Source organism: Pseudomonas agronomica (assembly GCF_025917275.1).
Classification (GTDB): Bacteria; Pseudomonadota; Gammaproteobacteria; order Pseudomonadales; family Pseudomonadaceae; genus Aquipseudomonas; species Aquipseudomonas agronomica.
Genome location: NZ_JAOSHO010000528.1, coordinates 1 through 3318 on the forward strand (window position 1 = coordinate 1; position 3318 = coordinate 3318).

The 3318-nt window shown below is 66.1% G+C and carries 3 protein-coding genes; 2 read left to right on the forward strand and 1 reads right to left on the reverse strand.

Translation table 11 applies throughout. The features are described from left to right. Nucleotides 1-4: 4 nt before the first annotated feature. Nucleotides 5-517: a dihydrofolate reductase gene (locus OC610_RS23900; protein WP_264431366.1), complete on the reverse strand. Its 513-nt coding sequence runs from the start codon at nucleotides 515-517 to the stop codon at nucleotides 5-7. A gap of 77 nt (nucleotides 518-594) precedes the next feature. Here OC610_RS23900 and OC610_RS23905 point away from each other — a divergent pair, with 77 nt between their 5' ends. Beyond that, entirely contained in the window at nucleotides 595-1962 is a 1368-nt protein-coding gene (locus OC610_RS23905) for a DUF2868 domain-containing protein (protein ID WP_264431368.1), read from the forward strand. Continuing rightward, nucleotides 1955-3318 (forward strand): DUF3482 domain-containing protein (locus tag OC610_RS23910; RefSeq protein WP_264431370.1); only part of this gene is annotated, 1364 nt, incomplete at its 3' end. The genes OC610_RS23905 and OC610_RS23910, both read left to right, overlap by 8 nt.

The window sequence follows — 3318 nt, forward strand, 5'->3', positions numbered from 1 at the left end:
GCTTTTAGCGCTTTTCCCACACTTCAAAGCTATAGGCCGGCTTGTCCCCTTCGGCCGGATTCGGCTGGTTCGACACCAGCGTCCACTGGCTCGAATCGAACGCCGGGAACCACGCATCCCCTTCAGGGCTCAGCGCCACGCGGGTCAGGTACAGCCGATCCGCCTGGTCCAGTGCCTGTGCATAGAGCTGGGCCCCACCGATCAGCATCAGCTCATCCACACCCTGCTCTAACGCCCAGGCTTCGGCCCGCTCAACGGCAGCCTCAAGCGTGGAATAAACTTCCGCGCCTTCCAAAACCAGGCCGGACTGGCGGCTCACCACGATGTTCAAGCGTCCCGGCAACGGTCGACCCAGGGAATCCCAGGTCTTGCGCCCCATGATGATGGGCTTGCCCAAGGTGGTGGCCTTGAAGTATTTGAAATCCCCCGGCAAGTGCCAGGGCATGCTGTTGTCGATGCCGATCACGCGGTTTTCACCGAGGGCTGCGATCAAGCTTAAGGGAAGTGTTTTTTTCATGTCGGCGAGAATACCAGAGGCCCGGACCGGCGCCACAGCGGTTATGCTCTTTGCTCATTCGCGTAACGGAAGCCCCCGTGACAGAACTGCAGAACCTCTGGTTGACCGAGACGATACGCCTGCGTGAAGAACATGCCGGCCCGCTCGAGGACCAGGAAGCCAATCGCCTGGCCCGCGCGGCGGGAGGCGACTTATCCACCCGCATCCGCCACCGTTCCCGCTGGCTGGCCGACCGCGATGGCCTTACCCAAGCCCTGGGTCACTGGCTTCAAGGGGCACGACTGGCACTGATCGCACTGGCCCTGATCGCCCTCGTCAGCGGCGCCGGCCTGGGGTTTGCCGCCCTCGGCGATGGGCGTGCGCCGGTCAATGTCTTCTGGGCCTTGGGCAGTCTGTTGGGGTTGAACCTGCTCCTGCTCATCGGCTGGGCCCTGGGCCTGATATTCGCCGGGGAGCAAGGCGCCACGCTGGGACGCCTTTGGCTGTGGCTCAGCGAAAAACTGGCCCGCGACGCCAAGGCCGCCCAACTGGCGCCAGCCTTGCTGCTGCTGTTGCAACGGCACCGGCTCAACCGCTGGGTACTCGGCGCGCTGGTCAACGGTTTATGGCTACTGGCGATGCTCAGTGCGCTGGTCATCGTATTGATGCTGATGGCGACCCGGCGCTATGGCTTCGTGTGGGAAACCACCATCCTCGGCGGCGAGACCTTTGTCGCCATGACCCAGGCCCTCGGCGCGCTGCCGGCCCTGCTGGGCTTCAGCGTGCCGAGCGTCGAGATGATTCGCGCCAGCGGCGACGCCGCGCTGAATATCGAAAGCGCCCGCCAGGCCTGGGCCGGCTGGTTGGTCGGCGTCCTGTTGATCTACGGCGTGCTGCCGCGCCTATGCCTGGCGCTGCTGTGCCTGTGGCGTTGGCGTCGTGGCCGCGCCAGCCTTCGCCTGGACTTGAACCTGCCTGGCTACGCGCAGTTGCGCGAGCGGTTGATGCCCAGCAGCGAGCGCCTGGGAGTCAACGATGCCGCGCCCGCGCAGCTTCATCCAATCGAAAGCGCTGTGGGCGCAATGGAAAGCGACGGCGCGTTGCTGGTGGCGATCGAGCTGGACGAACGGCCCTGGCCGCCGAAGCTGCCCGACTCCGTTAAAAACGCCGGCATTCTCGACAGCCGCGAGTCTCGCCACAAGCTCTTGGAACAACTGTCGCGCTTTCCTCCGGCGCGCCTGGCGATTGCCTGTGATCCACGGCGCTCGCCAGACCGCGGCAGCCTCGCGTTGATTGCCGAACTGGCCCGCAGCGCCAGCGCCACCCGCGTCTGGCTGCTGCAGGCGCCGCCCGGCGAAGCCCTGGACGGCGAGCGCCTGGGCGACTGGCACAACGCGCTGCGACAACTGCAATTGCCGTTCGCCGACTGCGCGCCGTTGAACTGGCTGGAGACGGGCCATGACTGAACCCACCAAGCCGTTGAAGCTCGCGGTGGTCGGCCACACCAATGTCGGCAAGACCTCCTTGCTGCGGACCTTGACCCGCGATGTCGGCTTCGGCGAGGTCTCCTACCGCCCGAGCACCACCCGTCATGTCGAAGGCGCCCGCCTGTCGGTGGATGGCCTGGCGCTGCTGGAACTGTACGACACGCCGGGGCTGGAAGACGCCATCGCCCTGCTCGATTACCTCGAACGTCTCGAACGTCCCGGTGAGCGCCTGGACGGCCCGGCGCGCCTGGCGCGCTTCCTTGACGGCAGCGAAGCTCGGCAACGTTTCGAGCAGGAAGCCAAGGTCCTGCGGCAATTACTCGCCAGCGATGCCGGACTGTACGTCATCGATGCCCGCGAGCCCGTGCTGGCCAAATACCGTGATGAACTGGAAGCCCTCGCCAGTTGCGGCAAACCATTGCTGCCGGTGCTCAACTTCGTCAGCAGCGCCCAGCATCGCGAGCCTGACTGGCGCGAAGCCCTGGCACGATTGGGACTGCATGCGCTGGTGCGCTTTGACAGCGTCGCTCCGCCCGAAGACGGCGAACGGCGCCTGTATGAGAGCCTAGCGTTGTTGCTCGAAAGCGCTCGCGAACAGCTGGAGCGCTTGATCGTCGACCAACAGGCCCAGCGCCTGGCGCGCCAGCAGAGCGCGAAGCGCCTGATCGCCGAATTGCTGATCGATTGCGCCGCCTGCCGACGCAGCGTGGTCAACGACGCCGAACAGGAACACCAGGCCATCAGCGAATTGCGCAACGCCGTGCGCCAACGCGAGCAGCGCTGCGTCGAAGCCCTGCTCAAGCTTTACGCATTCCGCCCCGAGGACGCCGCAACCAGCGATTTACCGCTGCTGGATGGCCGCTGGGGCGACGACCTGTTCAATCCCGATACCCTCAAGCAACTCGGCGTACGCGTCGGCGGCGGGATCGCGGCTGGCGCGGCGGCCGGCGCCGGCGTGGATCTGCTGGTGGGCGGGCTGACCCTTGGCGCCGCCGCCCTGGCCGGGGCGATTGCCGGCGGTGCGCTGCAAACGGCCCGCAGCTATGGCAATCGGTTGATGGGCAAGCTCAAGGGCCAGCGGGAACTGACCGTGGACGACAATGTGCTGCGCCTCCTGGCCCTGCGCCAACGGCAGTTGTTGCAGGCGATCAACCAGCGCGGCCACGCGGCGATGGACAGCATCCGCATCGCCACGCCCCAGGACAAGACCTGGCGCGAGGGCAAGCTGCCCGAGGCGCTGGGCAAGGCGCGAGCGTATCCACAGTGGTCGTCGCTCAATGCCAACCCGCGATTGAGCCAGGCCGAGCGCCAGGAACAGATCGAGCAGTTGGCGGA